Genomic DNA, 20,572 nt, shown 5'->3' on the forward strand with positions numbered 1-20,572 from the left:
TTCTACCTTTATTTAGCGGCTATGGCATTAATGTGAATAAGTTTATTATTTATAGGCTGCTTGGTTTATATGATGAAAATTAACAGGTCTTAAAACAAAAAAGGGTAAGCTCTTAAGCTTACCCTTTTAATACATGTTAAAGACTCATTAAAACATGTATTGAACTGATACAGATGCTACATCCATGTCTGGATCAATATCATCGTCAAGTTTGTAACGTTCATACTCTAAGCGAAATTGAACATTTGTTGTAAGCGCATATTCAATACCTGCACCGTAAAACGCATCTCCACCATCTGTAGAGGTTGATATACTTCCTACTGGTAAGTCTTGTGTGTAGTCTGCGTCCCATTCAAGCCAACCACCTTTTGCGTATACAGTGAAGCTTTCAGATAGAGGAAGCCCTAGGCGTGCGGCAAGTGATACGCCATCAATCTCAGCTTTACTGTCTATGTCACTAACTTCATCAAAGTTTTGGTAAGCAAGCTCTAAGCTTAAGTACTCGTTAAATTGAGTACCAACATACCCTTTGAGCATTTGTGCATCGTCGTCAAAGTCAGTGTCGTTGTCACTGTCTTCAAACTCAAAAGAATATTGACCGTAACCGATACCAGTATAAATACGTGGAGAATCAAAATCAGAAATATCAGCGTGTGCTGCTGTGTTAAAACCCAGTGTTGCTAATGCAAGTGCAGAAAGAGAAAGTGTTTTAATCATTGTGAATAGCTCCTTTACAAATTAAAAATTAATGTTCGATTAAGTCAATCAAACTTCAATTTAATAAGTGCAGTGAACATGCCAATTTTAAAAACAAGTAAAAACCCCTCATAATACCTACTTTAGTACTGGTTATCGCAAGGGGTTGTTTGGTTTTTAAGCAACGCGAGCTTTTGTAGTGATTTGTTTTCTAAACAGTTTTGTACGTTTTACAAAACAACATGAGTTTTTTACACAGCTACATTTTGAATTTACAGAACAGCTAAAAGTTATACATTGTGTAACAGGTTTTCAGTTTCAATTGCTATTTCTTTCATTTTAATAGCGTAGTTTTCTAATTTTAAATCTTCGTCTGTCACAGCTTTAAATTCAGGCACTTCTACTGGATAACCCGTTTCATCCATTGCGACAAAACTTATAACACAGTGATTTGTTTCAACCATATTTTGTGTTTTTGGATCGCCACAACGTACTTGAATAAATATCTGCATACTTGTTTTACCGGTATGCGCTATTTTAGCTTCTACTTCGACAATTTGCCCTACTAATATTGGACGTCTAAATTTAACCCCAGCAACTGACACAGTCACACAATAATGACCACTCCAGCCAGCTGCACATGCATAACCAGCTTGGTCAATCCACTTCATGACGACTCCACCATGAACTTTACCACCAAAATTTACATCGGTAGGCTCTGCTAAAAAACGAAAAACAACTTTTGACGACGGCATAGATATTACTCATTTATTAATACTGCATATGAGCATAGCGCAAAAAAGGGGCCGAAGCCCCTGCAATTTAGGATATGTTTATAATTTATATGTAAAAAACGTAGTTATATAACTATACGACGCATAATTTAGTTACATATTAGGGTAATTTGGTCCACCAGCGCCTTCAGGTGTTACCCACGTAATGTTTTGGCTGGGGTCTTTAATATCGCAAGTTTTACAGTGCACACAGTTTTGGGCATTAATAACAAACTCTTTATTGCCTGCTATTTCTTGTACTTCGTAAACGCCAGCAGGACAATAACGTTGTGCGGGTTCATCAAATTTAACTAGGTTTACGTTAATAGGAATTGACGCATCTTTAAGTTTTAAATGACACGGCTGTGATTCTTCGTGGTTAGTATTTGATAAAAACACACTTGAGAGTTTATCAAAGCTAAGTTGTCCATCTGGTTTTGGATACGCAATTTTGTCAGCAGCTTTTGCATCAACAAGGGTAGAGTGATCGGGCGTATTATCTTTAAATGTAAACGGTAAACCGCCATTAAAAATATTTTGATCAAGCGTGTTATACGCACCACCTATAAACTTACCAAGTTTGTGCATTGCAGGGCCAAAGTTACGAGATTGATATAGCTCTTTATATGCCCACGATTGCTCAAACGCTGTCTGGTATTTAGTTAAATCGGTATTTGCTAACTCATTTTGCAGCGCTTCGAAAATAACCTCAGCGGCAATCATTCCCGATTTCATTGCTGTGTGATTACCTTTAATTTTTGCAAAATTAAGTGTGCCTGCATCGCACCCTACAAGTAAACCACCAGCAAAATGCATTTTTGGTAATGAATGCAAGCCACCTTTAGCAATAGCACGCGCACCGTAAGCAATACGTTCAGCGCCTTCAAGTACGTTTTTAAAAACTGGATGGTGTTTCATTCGCTGAAACTCATCAAACGGACTCAAATGTGGGTTTGCGTAATTTAAATCAACAATTAAACCAACAACGACTTGATTGTTTTCACTGTGATACATAAATGCACCACCATTAGTATCGCCGCTAAGTGGCCAACCTGTACCATGAACAACTTTGCCAAGCTCATGTTTACTTTCATCAATTTGCCAAATTTCTTTAAAGCCTAAACCGTAATGCTGCGGCGATGAACCTGCATCAAGTGCAAACTCATTAATTAATTGTTTACCTAAATGACCACGGCAACCTTCTGCAAAAATAGTGTATTTTGCACGAAGCTCCATGCCTGGCATGTAACCGTCTTTTTCATTACCGTCTTTGTCTACGCCCATATCGCCAGTAATAATCCCGTTTACTGCTTTATCTTCAATTATTAAAGAGTGTGCGCTAAATCCTGGAAAAATCTCGACGCCTAAGTTTTCAGCTTGCTCTGCAAGCCATCGACACACGTTACCCATAGATACAATGTAGTTACCATCATTATGAAATGTTTTTGGTGTAGCAAAGTGGGGGATTGATGTCGCTTTTTGCTCGTTGTTAAACCAATAAATTTCATCGTTAGTTACTTTGGTTGTAACCGGTGCGCCAAGCTCTTGCCAATTAGGTAGTAGTTCATCCAAAGCTTTGGTTTCAAAAATAGCCCCAGAGAGTACATGTGCACCTACTTCCGAACCTTTTTCGACTACGCAAATCATGCACTCTTGTTGTTTTTCTTGTGCTAATTGCGCGAGTTTAATTGCACTTGAAAGCCCAGCAGGGCCTGCACCAACAATTACTACATCAAATTCCATGGTTTCACGTTCGACCATAATAACCTCTTTATCTATGACGGACTTATTTGAATGTTTACTACGCATTTAAATAAGGTGTACAGCCTATTTTTAACCTTGCAAATTAAACGTTACAGACTGTGAATAGTTAAAGGTTATTTTAGGTTGACGTTTACGTCAACAGGAAGTAGTCTAATTTCATAAAATAAATAGGTTGACGTGCACGTTACCTTGTAGGTTTAAATAATTATGGAGTTCCTATGAAAGTCCTCGTACCAATAAAAAGAGTGATTGATTACAACGTAAAAGCACGCGTTAAAAGTGATAACAGCGACGTTGATTTAACCAACGTAAAAATGGCAATGAACCCGTTTTGTGAGATTGCCATAGAAGAAGCAATTCGCCTCAAAGAAGCCGGCACAGCCAGTGAAGTGGTTGCCGTAACTATTGGTCCTAAAGCATCGCAAGAACAATTACGCACAGCATTAGCATTGGGTGCTGACAAAGCCATTCACATCGAAACTGATGAAAAGCTCGAGTCACTTCATATTGCAAAGCTACTCGCTAAAATTGTAGAGCAAGAAACGCCTGAACTTGTAATTTTAGGTAAACAATCAATTGACTCAGATAATAATCAAACAGGTCAAATGCTCGCTGCGTTTACTAATCGTGGGCAGGGTACATTTGCATCAAAAGTGGTTATTAAAGATGGCAAAGTAAACGTAACCCGCGAAGTTGATGGCGGGCTGCAAACGGTAGCACTGAATTTGCCGGCAGTTGTTACAACCGACTTACGCTTAAACGAGCCTCGCTACGCATCACTGCCAAATATTATGAAAGCCAAACGTAAGCCGCTTGAAGTAATAGCAGCAGATTCGCTTGGTGTTGATTTAACACCGCGTATTCAATTAATAAGTGTTGAAGAGCCAGCTAAACGCACCGCAGGAATTATTGTTGAAGACGTTGCACAGCTTGTAGAAAAATTAAAAACAGAGGCAAAGGTGATTTAAATGAAAACACTCGTAATTGCAGAGCACGACAACGGTGCCTTAAAACCAGAAACCTCAAAAACTATTAACGCCGCAGTAAAAATGGGTTTTCCTATTGATGTACTTATTGCAGGTAACAACTTAAGCGCAATGAGCTCACAAGTTACTAGCATTGAAGGCGTAGCTAATGTTTTAGTTGCTGATAATAGCGTTTATGAACATCAGTTAGCTGAGAGCATGAGCGATTTAGTTTTATCACTTAGCGACACCTACAGCCACATTGTTGCAAGTGCTACTACAACGGGCAAAAACTTTATGCCACGTGTTGCCGCGCTATTAGATGTTGCGCAAATTTCTGAAATTATCGCAGTAGTGGATGCAGATACATTTAAACGACCTATTTATGCTGGTAATGCAATCGCCACGGTTAAATCACTCGACAGTAAAAAAGTAATTACTGTGCGTGCTAGTAGCTTCGATTTACAAGGTGAGCAATCAGCTGCTGCTATAACAAGTATTGATACAGTATCAGATCCACAATTAAGCAGCTTTGTAAGTGTTGAGCAAACCGAATCAGAACGCCCTGAGCTTACAGCAGCTAGTGTGGTCATATCGGGTGGTCGCGGTATGCAAAACGGCGAAAACTTTGCATTACTCAATGGTATTGCCGATAAATTAGGTGCAGCTATTGGTGCGTCGCGCGCTGCAGTTGATGCAGGCTTTGTACCTAACGACATGCAAGTAGGGCAAACAGGTAAAATTGTAGCGCCTAACTTATATATTGCCGTGGGGATTAGCGGTGCTATTCAGCATTTAGCGGGCATGAAAGACTCAAAAGTAATCGTCGCGATAAATAAAGACCCAGACGCACCTATTTTTCAAGTCGCTGATTACGGTTTAGTGGCTGATTTGTTTGAAGTACTGCCACAGTTAGAGAGTGCTTTATAGCCTTTAAATAAACAAACGTATTCTGGTTGAAAGCCGTGGTGCTCTTTGAGTGCTGCGGCTTTTTTATACGGTTAATTCAAGACACAAAAAAACCAGCCAATTGGCTGGTTTTAAGTATTTATAAACATCTTACTAAATATTAGTAAGTTGCGCTGCCTTTAGTACGAGGGAAGGCAATAACGTCACGTACGTTGCCCATACCTGTTACATAAGCAACTAAGCGTTCAAAGCCTAAACCAAAGCCCGAATGTGGCACGCTACCGTATTTACGTAAATCGCGGTACCAGCTGTAATCTTCTTTGTTTAAGCCCATTTCTTCTAAGCGTGCATCAAGTACATCAAGACGTTCTTCACGTTGTGAACCGCCAATGATCTCACCAATACCAGGTGCTACAACATCCATTGCGGCAACGGTTTTACCGTCTTCGTTTTGGCGCATGTAAAATGCTTTAATATCACGTGGGTAGTTTTTAATAACTACCGGTGCTTTAAAGTGCTCTTCAGCTAAGTAACGCTCGTGCTCAGACTGTAAATCTACACCCCATTCAACAGCGTACTCAAACTTTTTGCCACAGTTTTTAAGGATTTCTACAGCGTCTGTGTAATCAACTTGTGCAAAGTCTTTATCTACAAATTCTTCTAAACGCGTAATTGCGGTTTTTTCTACACGTTGTGCAAAAAATTCCATGTCATCACGGCGCTCTTCAAGTACCGCTTTAAATACATACTTAAGCATGTTTTCAGCCAGTTTTGCTATATCTTCTAAATCAGCAAACGCTACTTCAGGCTCTACCATCCAAAATTCTGCAAGGTGGCGAGATGTATTTGAATTTTCTGCGCGGAATGTAGGGCCAAATGTATAAATTTTTGACATTGCAGACGCGTAAGTTTCGCCATTTAACTGACCAGATACAGTAAGGAATGCTTCTTTACCGAAGAAATCTTCGCTGTAATCAACATCGCCTTTGTCTGTAAGTGGTAAGTTTTGCATATCAAGCGTTGATACACGGAACATTTCGCCAGCGCCTTCACAGTCACTTGCCGTAATAATTGGCGTGCTGATCCAGTAAAAGCCTTGCTCGTGGTAAAAACGGTGAATAGCTTGTGCTAAACAGTTACGTACACGAGTTACCGCGCCAATCATATTTGTACGAGGGCGAAGGTGAGCGTGCTCACGTAAGTACTCAATGCTGTGGCGTTTTGCCGACATTGGGTATGAATCTGGGTTTTCTACCCAACCTAACACAGTCACTGAGTTAGCTTGAATTTCGTAAGATTGACCTTGGCCAGCAGATTGTACTAAAACACCAGTAACCGACACAGAACAACCGGCTGTTAAGCTAGTAACTTCATCATAATTATTCAGTGAATTAGGAACTACCGCTTGAATAGGATCAAAACACGAACCGTCATGAACGGCTAAAAATGAAATTCCTGCTTTTGAATCGCGGCGAGTACGGATCCAGCCCTTAATTGTTACTTGGCTGTCTACCGCAACATTGCCTTTTAATAGCTCTGAAATCGCTAAATGGCTCATCTTCACTCCAATGATATAAGTTGCCTAACTATTTTATTTTAACTGTGCGCAACACTCGGGCATTAATTGCACATAAACGGCGCTGCACTTGAACCCTGTATCTTACCTAGTAAAGTTAAATAAAAAAACTATTGTGGGCAACTCTTTAAAAGTTTTTATGCATGCGGTTTATTTTTAAGCAGTTTTAGAGGGTTTATTACTTCTAATGTTATTTGTTACTCTCAAATTTAGTGATTTTGTGGCATTATTAACAAACTAATTAAATTTATTTTTATTCACACTTAAAAAATCGATGCTATGAAACAAGTTTTTATATTACGTGGGCTACCTGGAAGTGGTAAGTCTTATTACGCGCAAAACCTTGCCGACGAATTAGGCGGCGCTGACGAAAGCCAGTACCTAATTTGCTCAACAGATGATTACTTTATTAATGAGCAAGGCGAGTATCATTTTGACAAGTTTAAATTACCGCAATTTCACAATTTAAATTTAGCGCGTTTTATAAATGCACTTTCCCAAGGCACTCCTTTGGTAATTGTAGATAACACTAATATTAAAAAGTGGGAGTTTGTAGCGTATTCGCAAGCGGCTATCGCCTTAGGTTATCAAGTAAAAGAAGTGATAGTGGGTGAAGTGAAAGACAAATCAATGCAGCATTTATACGCTAAACGCAACTCCCATCACATCCCACTAAAAACAATAAGTAAAATGGCGTACATGTTTGAGTGGTAATCACTTAGAGATTAGATAAGGCTTTTATATCGCATTGTGTAATGGCATCTAAATGAGCAGTGATTTTTTCATTGCTCCAATCCCACCAAGCTATATCTAGCAGCGTATTTATTGTTTTATCGTCAAATCTGGTTTTTATCACTTTAGCGGGATTTCCACCTACAACGCTATAAGCAGGTACATCGCAGGTAACAACTGATTTACTGGCAATAATAGCGCCGCTGCCAATTTTTACCCCGGGCATAATTGTAGCGTTATAACCAATCCAAACATCATGACCAATTTCTGTATTGCCTTTAAAGGGTAAATCATTTGATTTTGGTACAAATTTTTCCCAGCCATTACCAAATATAAAAAATGGATAAGTAGAAAATCCAGAAGTTTGATGGTTAGCGCCATTCATTATAAAAGTAACGTCTTTAGCTATCGCACAAAACTTACCTATGATCAGACGATCCCCAATAAAATCGAAATGGTAAAGCACATTTTTTTCAAAATTCTCAGGGCCATCAGGATCGTCATAATATGTATAATCGCCTACTTCAATATTGGTAGAAGTAATATAGTTTTTTAAAAAACCTACTTGAGGAAAACCTTCCATTGGTGAAGGATTATTGGGGTTTGGTCCGTTCATGGGGTTTCCTCTTAATTTTGAGTTAGGTATAGATATTAATCTATAGATTTATAAACCGCTAGTGGGTGCGATGTACTTAGTGATACATGCACTTCGTCGCCTAGGTTTACCACAACTTCATGGCTTACTCGGCTGGTTACAACAGTAGAGCACGCAAGTTTTACAGCGCACAAGCGGCTGCCACCTTCAAAGCGTACCCAAATCACTTCGCCGTTATTACCAACACTGCTTTGTACAAGCAATACATCGTCAGGGCGTAGTAGTACATCAACGTTGCCACTTTCACAGTCAACGCCATGAGCTGGCGCATTACCAATTGAGGTAGTGGCTTGTCCTTGGCTAAATTGGCCGCTAATAAAGCTGGCTTCACCTAAAAAACGTGCTACAAAGCGATTGTTTGGGGTACTAAAGCAGCGCTCGGGTGTATCGATTTGCTGAATTTTACCGCCTTTAAGCACACCAACACGATCGCCAACGGAGAGTGCTTCTTCTTGGTCGTGTGTTACCCAAATCGCCGGTACGCCAGCTGCTTTAAGTGCGTTTCTAATATCCCAACGAAGCATGTCTTTAAGGGCGGCATCTAAGTTTGAAAGCGGCTCATCAAGCAATACAAAATCAGGTTGGTGGGCAAGGGTGCGCGCAAGTGCTACACGTTGCTTTTGTCCGCCAGAAAGCGTTGCTGGTTTTTTATCTCTAAAATCGCTCAGTCCAAGTAGGTTTATCCAATACTCAGCAGGGGCTGTATCTTTTAATCTAAAACAAATGTTTTGCTGTACGGTTAAGTGCGGAAATAACGCAAAATCTTGAAACACCATACCTACACTGCGTTTTTCAGGAGGTAGTGTTAATTTGGGAGTAGCGCGCCATTTACCCGTGTTTATTTCGCCTTCGCTAATAGGTATAAGGCCAGCAAGGGCTTGTAAAATTGTACTTTTACCACAACCTGTTGGCCCTACAAGCATAAGGATTTCGTTTTCACCCAGCGAAAAATTTAAATCGCTTACTACGCGGTTACTGCCATAATCTATAGACAACTGACTTACAGATAGCATTATTTTTTAAATCCTTAATGTTCAAACTGGTTGCGTTTTTCGCCAGACATCATAATAGCTAAGCCGCAGGCAGATATCACTACTAACAATAATCCAGGAATAGCGGCGCGACCAAAATAGCCCGCTTCGTATACACGCCATAAATAAGTAGAGAGTGTTTCAAACCCTGTTGGGCCAAGTAGTAGCGTGGCTTCTAGTTCGCGCATTGCCTCTAAAAACACCAGTGCTGCACCGGCAATAATACCGCGCATAGTTAAAGGCAGTGTTATGCGAGTAAATACTTCTCGTGGGCTTGCCCCTAATACCCGCGCAGACTTTACTAAGCTTGGATCTAAGTGTTCGGTGCTTGTTCTAACAGAGCCTACAGCAAGTGGTAAAAATCGCAGCATATAAGCAATAATAAGCAATCCCAGTGTTTGATATAAAAACGGTAACTGCAAACCACCGTAAACAAGCGCTGTGCCCATTACTATGCCTGGAATACCAAAACCAAAGTAAGTAACACGCTCCATTATACGACCCGCTTTTCCACTCAGTGCAGCATGTGCAACGGGGATCGCAACGATAACTGCTACAATTGCCGCAATACTCGATGCATACGTAGAGTTCCACGCAATACTAAAATCAAAAGAGCTAAAACCATCGCGAGCTAACCAAAGCGAAAATATAGCCAAAGGCAAGCCAATAGCGAGTAGTAAAACAGGTGCAAACGTAACAAACATGGCACTTAACTGTAATTTACTTGGAAATAAAATTAACGGGCGACCATGGCGCTCAGGCGCTGTTTTTATTTGTGATTCAACTAAAAGTAAAAAGCCAACAATAACCATCAGTTGAAGTGAAAGCATTGCAGCGCGCCCTAACGCAAAGGCGTTGTATTCAACATAAATTACGCGGGTAAAGGTATCTAAGCGCATCATTGCCGGCGTGCCAAAGTCTGATAACGTATAAAGCGCGACTAATAAAGAGCCTGCTGCAATACCGTTAACTACGCGCGGTAATATAACTTTAAATATACTTTGCGTCATCGACATGCCCAGCGTACGCGCGGCATTAACCATGCTTGCATCAAGGCTCAGTAAAGATGAGCGAGTTGTCATCATTACAAACGGGAAGGTATAAAGCGTCATTACAATGGCGGCACCTGTTAGGCCATACATTGATGGTGTTTCTATTCCTGTTAAGGTGTTTATTTCGCCACCGGGGCCAAAAGCAGCATAGAGGGTAAATGCGCCAATATAACTGGGAATTGCCAGCGGGGCTGCAAATACAACCAGCCAGAGCTTTTTAAATGGTAAATGCACATACGCGCTAATAAACGCAAGTGGCACACCAATTAAAATAGATCCGAGTACCGTTAAACCCATTAACGATAACGTGTTACCTAAAATTTGCAGATTGTGGGTGTCAAACACTGAGCTTGCATCGCTTGCAAGCACAATTAATACATAAACAGGTGTTAGCGCAACAAGCGCTGCAAGCAGCGCCATTGGATAAGAGGCAGGTATTTTCATTACAATACGCCGCTGCTTCGCATCAAATCTATAGTAGGGCGTAAATCAGCTAGCTGTGTTAAATCTACTTCAGGTGGAGAAATATTAGCAAGTGACGGTAAACCCTCTGGTTGGGTAATACCATTTACTAACGGAATTTCGTACGCTTCACTGGCTAAGTAACCTTGTACTTCTTTACTTAGTAAGTAACGCATAAAGTTAGTAGCAAGCGGATCGTCGTTAAGCGCTAATACACCCGATGCATTAACTAAACAGCCCGCATCATTTTGTGTAAATGCTAAATCTAGCTTGGCATCAGGCTTACCTGATTTTAAACGCAAAGTGTAATAGTGATTTGCAAAACCAATATCAACTTCACCGCGCTCAACGCCCATAACAACACCTAGCTCGCCGGCGTATGTTTTAGCACGTTTTTGAATCTTTTTAAGCCACTTAGCGGTTTTGTCGTCGCCTTCTAAAATTCGCATTGCGGTTACAAACGATTGAAAAGAAGCGTAGGCGGGTGCCCAACCAATACTTAAATCGCTGTCGGCAATTTCCATAATACTTGTTGGAATTTGATCTTTAGTCAAACGCGACGTGTTATATGGCAATGTACGAATACGGCCAGTTACTGGTGCCCATTCTTTATATCTAAACTGTGGTTGTAACTGGGCAGATAAATCACCAGGGATGGGTTGTGCAAGGCCTGCATCGGTTACTAAACCAATTGCGCCTGAATCAACCGCCCAAAATAAATCAGCGCGGCGAACGCCAGCTTTAGCTTCTGCAACAATGGTATTTGCTAAAGCAGCAGTAGGACCTCGGCGTATACCGAGTTTAAAGTCTGGATTTTTTTTCTGGATTGCTTGTAATACGTTTTCATACAAACCACCTTCGCCTCGGCCTAAATAAAGCGTTAACTCGCCTTTAAGCTTTGGTAAATCGTCAACAGAAACAGGGTTTGCTATATCAGCGGCTAGCGCACGAGAAAAAGGCAGTGGCAATGAGCCAACCACCCCTAACGCAGCTAGGCCTTGAATAAAGGTCCTACGCTTCACTTAAAATACATCCTTACGAGCTTTTTCGGCTTTTTCTATTAAAACCTTAGCGCGGTCTAATTTTGTTTGCATGTCACTGATCACATCGCGTACTTCGTCTACGCTTTTGCTGTTTTTAATGGCTTGTGGCAGTGTTACGTTAAAGTCTTTTTCCAGCACTTCAACTAGTTTTGCATCTTGTTCAATAAGAGTACCTTCAACGCCTTCAAACAGGTGCAGATAAGTATCGTGAACAATTTCAGTTGCTTCGTCTCGTAAACGCTCAGCAAATTTAGCTACTACACGGTCTAATTTGTGCTTAATTTCATCAATTGTGGCACTTTGTGTCATTTGAGCTGTAGCGGTTGCTTTTACAGTGTCTAACAAGCCTTTTTGCTGGAATTTTGCAGCAAGCTTAACAGCCCCAAGACCTTGCCACAAGGCTATGTTCATCGCTTTTTGCTGTTTACGAACTTCCTCAGCAGGCTGCTTATTATCAATGGCCATTTTTACGCCATAAAGACCCTGCCAAATAGAAGCGTATACTGGTACAAAGTTAGTTTCTATTGCGCTGTGAAACTTAACTGATTCCCAATATTCAATTAAATCATCAGTTTTTACAGATTTTGCGCCTTTAGTATCGTAGTCGCTTACCATGGTATCAACTTTGCCTACCATCCATTCTACTTCTTCTGCGTAACTTTTAAGGTTAGCTTGAAGATGATTAACATGCTCGCCAATAGGGCCGTTAGCTAATACTGGTTGAGCCATAAACGCCGAGGCTAGTAAAAGGCTTGCACCTAAAGTTTTGGCTGGTTTAAATAGTAATTTCATAGCAAAGAAGTCCAAAAAGGTAATTGTAAATGATAGACATTATCATATAGCTAATAGTTAACGAGATCAATAACCACAAACTCGCTTAATAGATAAAAACACTAAATGTAGCGGTAGGTTACAGCAAATAGCGCTATAACCAGTATTAGGATTAGTTATTGAGACCGACTATTAAGCGTAATGCTTGCCCTTAATGGCATTATAAATGGCATCACACAGTGTTTTTATACTTGTGTCGTCACTTATATACGGTGGCATAAGGTAAATTAGTTTACCGAATGGGCGTATCCATACGCCTTGCTCTACAAAATAAGCCTGAATTTTAGCAACATCAACATTGCCCGTAGTGTCGCTTAGTTCAACAACACCTATTGCACCTAAGGTACGCACATTGGCAACCGCATCTAGTTCACTGCATTTCTTAAGTTGTTGTAGCTGTGTGTTTATTTGCTTTATTCGTTGTTGCCAGTTTTGTTCAAGTAATAAATCAATACTTGCGCAGGCCGCTGCACAGGCAAGCGGATTACCCATAAACGTAGGGCCGTGCATTAAAACACCGGCTTCACCTTCGCTTATGCCAATGGCTATTTTATCGCTAGTGATAGTGGCCGATAGCGTCATTGAACCGCCGGTTAATGCTTTACCAATACACATTATATCGGGTTCTATATTGGCGTGCTCTACAGCAAATAATTTACCTGTACGGCCAAAGCCTGTGGCAATTTCGTCGCAAATTAGCAGTACGTTATATTGGGTGCACAATTTACGCACGCAGGCTAAATAATCAGGGTGATAAAAGTTCATACCCCCCGCGTTTTGTACAATAGGCTCAATGATAAAGGCGGCTACTTGGCTGTGGTTTGCTTTAAAGTATTCTTCAAGCTCTTGGGCTTCGGTTTGGTTAAACTCGCCCCCAAATTGACTAACCGGTGCGGGTACAAATACATGCTCAGGTAAAAAGCCTGAATATAAACTATGCATTGAGTTAACTGGGTCGCATACGCTCATGGCTGCAAAGGTGTCGCCATGGTAGCCCTTGTAAGGCGTCATTAATTTTTGTTTTGTTGTAATGCCTTGGCTTAACCAATACTGCAGCGCCATTTTAATCGCTACTTCAACACTTACTGAGCCGCTGTCGGCTAAAAATACTTTAGTTAAACTGGGCGGCGTTATATTTACTATTTTTTTGCACAGCTCTACCGCGCTGTTATGCGTAATACCGCCAAACATAATGTGGCTCATATTATTAATTTGCTCAATCATGGCGTTATTTATAACAGGGTGGTTATAGCCATGTATTGCGCTCCACCACGAGGCCATGCCATCGATTAATTGCTCGCCAGTTTCGAGGTGAATAATATTGTGATTAGCATGTGTAACGGGGTATACCGGAATTGGCTTAGTCATAGACGTATATGGGTGCCAAATGTGCTCACGATCAAAATCAAGGTCAATCGTATTCTTTTTAATCATATGTAAACTTTAACTTGGTGGACTTCGTTGACAATGGTACTTCAACTCGTAGACTAAGCCAATATCACCGTTATGAAAAAAATAAGAGAGTATTATGGAACTTGCACCTGTTCGTCACGATTGGACCCACGCTGAGGTTAAAGCATTATTTGAAATGCCATTTAACGATTTACTGTTTAAAGCCGCATCGGTTCACCGTGCTAACTTCAACCCAAATGAAGTGCAAATTTCTACGTTGTTATCAATTAAAACAGGCGCTTGCCCAGAAGACTGTAAGTACTGCCCGCAGTCGGGCCATTACCGAACAGATTTAGAACGCGAACGCTTAATAGAAGTAGAAAAAGTAGTCGAGCAAGCACGCCTTGCAAAACAAAAAGGCGCTACCCGTTTTTGTATGGGCGCTGCATGGTCAGATCCAAAAGACAGAGACATGCCATACATTTCGCAAATGGTTAAAGAAGTAAAAGAGCTAGGGTTAGAAACCTGTATGACGCTGGGTAAACTCACAAACGAAAAAGCCCATGAGCTTAGAGACGCAGGGCTTGATTACTACAACCATAATCTCGACACATCACCTGAGTATTACGAGCAAATTATATCAACCCGTACTTTTCAAGATAGATTAAATACCATTGACCACGTACGCGATGCTGGTATGAAAGTATGCTCGGGCGGAATTGTCGGTATGGGCGAGCAAGCAAGCGACCGCTTTGGACTACTTATGCAACTAGCTAATTTGCCACAACAGCCAGAAAGCGTGCCTATTAATATGCTCGTTAAAGTTAAAGGCACACCGCTTGAAAACGTAGACGATTTAGATCACTTTGAATTTATACGTACCATAGCAACAGCGCGTATTATGATGCCACACAGTTATGTACGTTTATCGGCAGGGCGCAACGCCATGAACGAGCAAATGCAATCTATGTGCTTTTTTGCAGGCGCTAACTCAATATTTTATGGTGACAAACTACTTACCACCGAAAACCCAGACGCTGATGCCGATATGAACCTAATTAAAAAATTAGGCATGAACCCAGAAAAACGTCACGACTATTCAGACGAAGCAGTAGAAGCCTCGCTTTCATCGCAAGTAGCCGACAAAGCAACCTCTGAATTGTTTTACGAAGCGTAGGCTTTTATATCTATGCCTTTTGATTTTATAAATACGCATCTGCAGGCTCGCCAGCAAGATGCGTTACTTCGTAAACGCCACGTAGTACAACACGCTACAGCGCGCACCATAACGGTTAATAATAAAACCTATCTTAATTTTGCCAGTAACGATTACTTAGGTTTTGGTGATGTGGCTGTTAATCTTAATGACTCCCACGCATTAGGCAGCCACAGCTCAGCATTGGTTACAGGTTATCAGGCGCAGCAAAAAGCGCTTGAACAATACTTATGTGAGCAGTTCGGTTATGGCGCTGCAATGTTATTTAACTCAGGGTTTAGCGCTAATAGCAGCGTAATTAAAGCGTTGTTTCAAGATAAAGCCACTGCACAAAACAGCGCTATTTTTCAAGATAAGTTAAATCATGCAAGCTTGATTGACGGGGCTATGCACTCAAGCGCGGCTTTAGTGCGTTTTAATCACAACTACATGAACCATTTACGCTCACGGCTCGAAAAATCAAAAGCGCAAAACAAGCTAATTATAAGCGAAGGTGTGTTTTCGATGGATGGCGATACCGCGCCTCTTAAAGAATTACTCGCACTTGCAAAACAGCACAACGCATGGCTAATGATTGACGACGCACACGGCTTTGGTGCATTAGGTAAAACAGGTTTGGGGAGTTGCGAAGCGTTTATTACCCAAACGCTGCCAGATATATTAGTCATTACCTTTGGTAAAGCAGTGGCTAGTAGTGGCGCGTGTGTATTAGGCAGTAAACAGTTTATTGATTACATGCTGCAATTTAATCGCGATTACACCTATTCAACCGCTATGTCACCGCTTATGGCAAGCCACACACTTGCGCGTATTAAAAGCATAAAAACAGCTGATGATAAACGCGATAAGCTAAATGCTAATATTGCATTATTTAAGCAACTCGCTAAAACCCATAATATTGCTGTAATGGAGTCAAACACCGCCATACAACCCATAGTATTAGGCTGTGCTGAGCAAACGTTGCAAGCGGCAGATAAACTTAAACAACAGGATATTTGGCTCACTGCAATTAGACCGCCAACGGTTGCATATAACACCTCACGTTTGCGCATTACTTTAACCGCCGCACATACCGAGCAGGACATAACGCACTTAGTTAAACATTTAGTAGGTGCAATAGCATGACTGCTCAGCCAGTATTAAAAACAGACCTAGTGCAAACACAACTTGTAAAACCGTGCCTAGTAAGTAGCGAATTGGACATAGAGTTAAACAAGGAGCCAAGTCGAGAGCTAAACAAGGAGCTTAAAAAGTCCACCCAAAGTAAGTTTTCAAAGGCGGCGGCGAGTTATAACACCCATGCAAATGTACAAAAACATGCTGCGAGCGATCTATTTTCACTCATAAAACCAGGCTCTAATAAAAATAAGCTTTGTGTTGATTTAGGCGCAGGGCCGCTTGTTAATACACAACGCTTACAAAGTATGTTTGCAAGCGTTATTGCCATGGATTTGAGCATAAACATGCTGCAAAGTAGTAATTTAACCGCACCAAAAATATGCGCCGATATGGATAACTTACCGCTACAAGCAAACAGTGTTGATGTTATTTACAGTAACTTTGCAGTGCAGTGGTCTGCTAATTTTTCGGCTTTAATGCAATCACTTTACAGTATATTAAAATCAGGCGGGCGGGCGTACATAAGCACTGTGGTAGAGGGCTCACTTAACGAAATAAAAACAGCCTTTGCCGCGCTTGATTCAAACAGCCACATAAATACCTTTAATAGTGAATTGCATATAAACCAATCAGTCCAAAATGCAGGGTTTATTATTAACAGCGCTAAAAAACGTATTTACACCGATGAATACACAACACCTTTAAAAGCTATTGCCTCTATTAAGGCTATTGGGGCTACCACACAAAATCATACCAATACGCGTCAAGGGCTACTTACTAAATCGGCGCTACAAAAAGTATGCAGTGCGTATCCGCTTATAAATAACAAAGCATGTGTGTCTTATCATGTGGTGCTGTTATCATTACAAAAACATTAAATAAGCCCAAAGACATTAAAGGCAACGCATGAAAGAATTTTTTATAACAGGCACCGACACCGATGCCGGAAAAACCCACGTTACCAGTTTGCTATTAAAGTTACTTGCCCAACACAAAAAACAAGCCATTGGCTTTAAACCCCTTGCTGCTGGCTGCGAAATGGCGTTCGATCAGCTGGTAAATGCCGATGCTCTAATACTAATGGAAAGCGCAACAGTCAGCGCTAAATACGACGTAGTAAATCCGTTTGCGTTTGCACCGCCTATTGCACCGCACATAGCAGCGGAGAAAGTTGGGGTGAGTATTACTGTAGATAAACTTAGTGATGCTTATAAAAACGTAAAACAACAGGGCGCTAATTACATACTTACTGAAGGCGCTGGTGGCTGGGCATTACCAATTAATAAAAACGATTATTTATACGACTGGGTTAAAGCAGAGCAACTGCCGGTAATACTCGTTGTTGGTATGAAACTAGGTTGCTTAAATCATGCGTTACTAACCGCTGCGCATATGCAAAGTATGGGTATAAACTGCGTTGGCTGGATTGCAAACCAAGTTGATAAAAACATGGACGAATACCAAGCAAACCTTGATTCACTTAAAGCACGTTTACCGTTTCCAATACTTGCTATAAGCCCATACAGCGAGCAAACTCCTAAGTTACAAATATACAAAAGCTTGCTTAGTGCGTTATCTATTAACACTTAAGTGGTTTTAAAAAAGTTACTTTTTAGGTAAATCTTGAAATAGTCAGCCTTAGTACACATATAAACGTTTATAAATACATAGTTTGCTTAAAGACAATGTTACTAAGGACATAACGACTATATGACGCCCCCATTTATTGAAAACTACGCCCCAGATGCGCACGTAAGCGCTGAGCCAAAAGCACTAAACTATGGCTTACCTAAAAAACGCGTAGGTATAATAGGTGGAGGCACAGCTGGCGCCACAATAGCCATTAGGCTTGCTGCGTTAGGGTTAGAGACTTATGTACTTGAAAAGAAAAAGTCGTTAATTGATGGCCCACCAATGTGCCATTTGCATGCTGGTGGCAACTTATATCGCGAAATACCCGACGAAGACTGCATAGATTTACTCAAGCAATGTATAGATATTGCGCGCCTTTATCCTCACACCATCGATGTTCGCCCCACAGTATTTGCAGTGCCTAAGCGCGATGACGACGCCCCGGAGGATTTATTTCCGCGTTTAAATAAATTAACACAAGCCTACAGCGAGCTTGTAGAGCAAGACAGCGCTAATAAAGTATTAGGAGAGCCAGAGCATTATTATCAGTTATATAGTTATGAGCAAATGCTAAAGCTTGCTAAACAAAAACAAGTAGCCAAGCCCACGTCGTTAGATGAGTGGATGATACCCGTGGCTAAGCATTTAGATTTAGATAAGTTAAAGTTCCCGCTCATAGTTGCACAAGAATATGGTTGGAATATATTTCGTTTATCGGCCAGTGCACAACTCGCCCTTGCACAGTACAAACACGCTCATGTTTTAACAAGCACCAGTGTTAAAAATGTATCGCCAGTTATAAATACCAATAAAGATAAGCAAACACATAAGTGGTGCATTGAATACCAATCAGAGCCAAGCCTTGATGAACAATCTGATACACAAACCATTGAGGTAGATTACCTAATTAATGCGTGTGGTTTTCAAACCGGTATTATTGACGACCTCGTTGGTGTAGATGTAAAACGCATGGTCGAATTTAAAGCCTCTTACATTACTCATTGGCAAGGTGCTGGTGGGCAAATACCCGAAATAATCATTTATGGTAACCGTGGTACGCCAGAAGGTATGGCGCAGCTAACGCCTTACCCTAACGGATATTTTCAAATACATGGCATGACTAACAACATTACATTGTTTAATGATGGCTTAGCTGATGCAACGCCAATGAGCGCACAGCCTAAAATTCCCAATAAATACCTGCACTGTATTAAAAATGGCTGGGATAAAGGAGCTTTGCAAACACGCACCCAAACAGCAATTGAGTATGTAGCCGAGTTTGTCCCTGCATTTAAAACTGCTAGCACACAAAATAATGCCTTGTTTGGCGGGCAACAAATCCCAGGGGATGACGACACTTTGCGCGTAGCCGATGTAAGTTTATATTCGCATATTAATTATGCACGGGCCGAAAATGTTAAAGCATCGTCAACGTTAATAGCGGCAGATCAAATAGTGGCTGAGTTTATAAAATTAGGAATAATAAGCAGCGATCCTGCTGTAAATCATCACCGCAGTTCACACCAATGGTCGTACCTTAAACATAATAGCGGCGACAAAATTGACGAAGTTGCACGCATATTGGCACACGAGCGCGGTTTTCCAATTGATATGGCAGAGCTAAATAACAGCTTGTAAAAAGCTGATCTATAAGTAAACCTCATACTTAAATTTGCTGTAAAACGCTTCTTAAAAAAATTATCAATAAACACATAAATAACACTTGTGTTATGACATAGTTTGTCACAGAATAGCGTTAACGTTATGACATAGTGTGTCATAACGCAGTGATTGCTTTAACCTAATTTAATTTTATGTTCGGTGATCAAACCTATTTTTGTGAGGACAATATGAAACGTATATTTTTGTTTTTATTAACTAACCTAGCGGTTATGTTGGTATTAGGTGTAGTGCTTTCAATAATCATGAGTGCGCTGGGCTTAAGCCATCGTAGCCTTGGCGGAATTTTACTTATAGCCACCGTATTTGGTTTTGGTGGATCGTTTATTTCGTTATTTATGTCGAAATGGATCGCTAAAAAATCAACAGGCGCGCATGTAATTACGCAGCCTCGAAACGAAACCGAACATTGGCTTGTACAAACGGTATCTGCGCAAGCACAAAAAGCAGGTATTAAAATGCCAGAAGTGGCTATTTACGACAGCCCAGAAATGAACGCGTTTGCAACGGGCCCAAGTAAAAACAACTCGTTAGTGGCAGTAAGCACAGGCTTAATGCACAACATGACCAAAGATCAGGCCGAAGCCGTACTTGCCCACGAAGTATCGCACGTGGCTAACGGCGACATGGTAACGCTTACGCTAATACAAGGCGTGGTAAACACCTTTGTAATATTTGCCGCAAAAGTACTGGCAGGCATTGTAGATAACTTTATTAATAGCGATGAGGAAGAGGGCGGCAGTAGCTGGACATACTTCTTATTCGATATGTTATTCCAAGTACTATTTGGTGTACTAGCAAGCATAGTGGTTGCAAGTTACAGCCGTAAACGAGAATTTGCAGCCGACAGCGGCGCAGCAAAACTAGTTGGTGCTGATAAAATGCGTTCAGCCCTTGAGCGATTAAAGCAAAACCATCCTTCGCAATTAGAAGGCTCAATGATGGCCTTTGGTATTGCAAGTGGCAAAGGTGTTGCTGAGCTGTTTTCATCGCACCCACCGCTTGATGCGCGAATAGACGCACTACGTAAATAAGGTAACTCTT

19 protein-coding genes are annotated in these 20,572 nt (G+C 40.9%); 9 read left to right on the plus strand and 10 right to left on the minus strand.

Annotation, left to right across the window (positions count from 1 at the left end; all coding sequences use genetic code 11):
* Nucleotides 1-147 precede the first annotated feature (147 nt).
* From DO88_RS10665 to DO88_RS10655, 3 genes are all read right to left on the minus strand, one after another.
* Nucleotides 148-717, minus strand: a complete 570-nt coding sequence (locus DO88_RS10665) for an outer membrane beta-barrel protein (RefSeq protein ID WP_008133741.1) — start codon at nucleotides 715-717, stop codon at nucleotides 148-150.
* A 269-nt stretch (nucleotides 718-986) separates the two neighbouring features.
* Nucleotides 987-1,451 carry an acyl-CoA thioesterase gene (locus DO88_RS10660; protein WP_007375777.1) on the minus strand — a complete coding sequence of 155 codons (465 nt, stop codon included), beginning with the start codon at nucleotides 1,449-1,451 and terminating at the stop codon, nucleotides 987-989.
* A gap of 132 nt (nucleotides 1,452-1,583) precedes the next feature.
* Nucleotides 1,584-3,230, minus strand: coding sequence for an electron transfer flavoprotein-ubiquinone oxidoreductase (locus DO88_RS10655; protein WP_033039053.1), 1,647 nt, complete (start codon nucleotides 3,228-3,230; stop codon nucleotides 1,584-1,586).
* Nucleotides 3,231-3,451: 221 nt separating this feature from the next.
* On the opposite strand from DO88_RS10655, the gene DO88_RS10650 reads away from it, so the two are divergent.
* Together DO88_RS10650 and DO88_RS10645 are read left to right on the plus strand one after the other, a co-directional pair.
* The gene (locus DO88_RS10650) at nucleotides 3,452-4,201 is read left to right on the plus strand and encodes an electron transfer flavoprotein subunit beta/FixA family protein (protein WP_033039055.1); all 750 of its coding nucleotides are present in this window, start codon (nucleotides 3,452-3,454) and stop codon (nucleotides 4,199-4,201) included.
* Complete coding sequence (locus DO88_RS10645; RefSeq protein WP_033039056.1) at nucleotides 4,202-5,128, plus strand: electron transfer flavoprotein subunit alpha/FixB family protein; 927 nt, start codon at nucleotides 4,202-4,204, stop codon at nucleotides 5,126-5,128.
* A gap of 139 nt (nucleotides 5,129-5,267) precedes the next feature.
* Here the strand turns inward: DO88_RS10645 and asnS are convergent, their stop codons facing one another.
* Nucleotides 5,268-6,665, minus strand: a complete 1,398-nt coding sequence (asnS, locus tag DO88_RS10640; RefSeq protein WP_002961230.1) for an asparagine--tRNA ligase — start codon at nucleotides 6,663-6,665, stop codon at nucleotides 5,268-5,270.
* Between the two features lie 297 nt (nucleotides 6,666-6,962).
* On the opposite strand from asnS, the gene DO88_RS10635 reads away from it, so the two are divergent.
* The gene (locus DO88_RS10635) at nucleotides 6,963-7,397 is read left to right on the plus strand and encodes an AAA family ATPase (RefSeq protein ID WP_008133749.1); all 435 of its coding nucleotides are present in this window, start codon (nucleotides 6,963-6,965) and stop codon (nucleotides 7,395-7,397) included.
* Between the two features lie 4 nt (nucleotides 7,398-7,401).
* Here the strand turns inward: DO88_RS10635 and DO88_RS10630 are convergent, their stop codons facing one another.
* The 6 genes from DO88_RS10630 to bioA all read right to left on the minus strand — a co-directional run bounded on the left by DO88_RS10630 (nucleotide 7,402) and on the right by bioA (nucleotide 13,923).
* The gene (locus DO88_RS10630) at nucleotides 7,402-8,031 is read right to left on the minus strand and encodes a Vat family streptogramin A O-acetyltransferase (protein WP_033039058.1); all 630 of its coding nucleotides are present in this window, start codon (nucleotides 8,029-8,031) and stop codon (nucleotides 7,402-7,404) included.
* 35 nt (nucleotides 8,032-8,066) lie between these two features.
* A complete protein-coding gene (locus tag DO88_RS10625; RefSeq protein ID WP_033039060.1) occupies nucleotides 8,067-9,083 on the minus strand; it encodes an ABC transporter ATP-binding protein in 1,017 nt (338 codons plus the stop codon).
* A 14-nt stretch (nucleotides 9,084-9,097) separates the two neighbouring features.
* Complete coding sequence (locus tag DO88_RS10620) at nucleotides 9,098-10,597, minus strand: ABC transporter permease (RefSeq protein ID WP_033039063.1); 1,500 nt, start codon at nucleotides 10,595-10,597, stop codon at nucleotides 9,098-9,100.
* The gene (locus DO88_RS10615; protein ID WP_033039065.1) at nucleotides 10,597-11,637 is read right to left on the minus strand and encodes an extracellular solute-binding protein; all 1,041 of its coding nucleotides are present in this window, start codon (nucleotides 11,635-11,637) and stop codon (nucleotides 10,597-10,599) included. The genes DO88_RS10620 and DO88_RS10615 overlap by 1 nt, the downstream gene beginning before the upstream one ends.
* The gene (locus tag DO88_RS10610) at nucleotides 11,638-12,450 is read right to left on the minus strand and encodes a hypothetical protein (protein ID WP_033039068.1); all 813 of its coding nucleotides are present in this window, start codon (nucleotides 12,448-12,450) and stop codon (nucleotides 11,638-11,640) included.
* Nucleotides 12,451-12,621: 171 nt separating this feature from the next.
* On the minus strand, nucleotides 12,622-13,923 hold the full coding sequence (gene bioA, locus DO88_RS10605; RefSeq protein WP_033039070.1) for an adenosylmethionine--8-amino-7-oxononanoate transaminase: 1,302 nt from the start codon (nucleotides 13,921-13,923) through the stop codon (nucleotides 12,622-12,624).
* Between the two features lie 94 nt (nucleotides 13,924-14,017).
* Between bioA and bioB the strand changes: the two genes are divergently transcribed.
* The 6 genes from bioB (at nucleotide 14,018) to htpX (ending at nucleotide 20,562) form a co-directional block, all read left to right on the plus strand.
* Complete coding sequence (gene bioB / locus DO88_RS10600) at nucleotides 14,018-15,058, plus strand: biotin synthase BioB (protein WP_002961242.1); 1,041 nt, start codon at nucleotides 14,018-14,020, stop codon at nucleotides 15,056-15,058.
* A 12-nt stretch (nucleotides 15,059-15,070) separates the two neighbouring features.
* The gene (locus DO88_RS10595; RefSeq protein WP_033039073.1) at nucleotides 15,071-16,222 is read left to right on the plus strand and encodes an aminotransferase class I/II-fold pyridoxal phosphate-dependent enzyme; all 1,152 of its coding nucleotides are present in this window, start codon (nucleotides 15,071-15,073) and stop codon (nucleotides 16,220-16,222) included.
* The gene (locus DO88_RS10590) at nucleotides 16,219-17,094 is read left to right on the plus strand and encodes a methyltransferase domain-containing protein (RefSeq protein WP_033039074.1); all 876 of its coding nucleotides are present in this window, start codon (nucleotides 16,219-16,221) and stop codon (nucleotides 17,092-17,094) included. The genes DO88_RS10595 and DO88_RS10590 overlap by 4 nt, the downstream gene beginning before the upstream one ends.
* A gap of 28 nt (nucleotides 17,095-17,122) precedes the next feature.
* Nucleotides 17,123-17,806: a dethiobiotin synthase gene (gene bioD / locus DO88_RS10585; protein ID WP_033039077.1), complete on the plus strand. Its 684-nt coding sequence runs from the start codon at nucleotides 17,123-17,125 to the stop codon at nucleotides 17,804-17,806.
* 120 nt (nucleotides 17,807-17,926) lie between these two features.
* Nucleotides 17,927-19,486, plus strand: a complete 1,560-nt coding sequence (locus DO88_RS10580) for an FAD-dependent oxidoreductase (RefSeq protein WP_033039079.1) — start codon at nucleotides 17,927-17,929, stop codon at nucleotides 19,484-19,486.
* A gap of 212 nt (nucleotides 19,487-19,698) precedes the next feature.
* Nucleotides 19,699-20,562 carry a protease HtpX gene (htpX, locus tag DO88_RS10575; RefSeq protein ID WP_002961248.1) on the plus strand — a complete coding sequence of 288 codons (864 nt, stop codon included), beginning with the start codon at nucleotides 19,699-19,701 and terminating at the stop codon, nucleotides 20,560-20,562.
* The last annotated feature ends 10 nt before the right edge of the window (nucleotides 20,563-20,572 follow it).

It is taken from the genome of Pseudoalteromonas sp. S3431 (genome assembly GCF_000690035.1).
Classification (GTDB): domain Bacteria; phylum Pseudomonadota; class Gammaproteobacteria; order Enterobacterales; family Alteromonadaceae; genus Pseudoalteromonas; species Pseudoalteromonas fuliginea.